1 protein-coding gene is annotated in these 329 nt (G+C 63.2%); it reads left to right on the forward strand.

What is annotated here, in order from left to right:
* Positions 1-329, forward strand: a 329-nt coding sequence (locus BFP75_RS09870; RefSeq protein WP_123803382.1) for an IS1595 family transposase, incomplete at both ends; no start/stop codon positions are given.

A 329-nucleotide genomic window follows, 5' to 3' on the forward strand; every position in this document is an offset into this window, starting at 1 on the left:
CCGCAAGCTCGAACTGGGGCAGAAGACATGCTGGAGGTTCAAGAGAAAGGTGATGAAGGCCATGAAGAGCTCGGGCGACCACCCCATAACCGGTACGGCGGAGGTGGACGAGACCGTCTTCGGCCAGCAGGAGGAGGGCGTCCGCTGCAGGGAGAACAACGCCAAGAAGCTGGTGGTCGTCGGCATAGAGAAAAAGGGCAAGGGCGTGAGCAGGCTCTACGCAAGGGAGATCCCCCGTGCCGATGCGGCGTGCCTCGGGGGCTTCATGAAGTACCACATCGATCCGTCGGCAAGGGTGACCACCGACCGATGGACGGGCTACGGGCCGC

This window comes from Maribacter sp. 4G9 (assembly GCF_002742265.1).
Taxonomy (GTDB): domain Bacteria; phylum Bacteroidota; class Bacteroidia; order Flavobacteriales; family Flavobacteriaceae; genus Maribacter.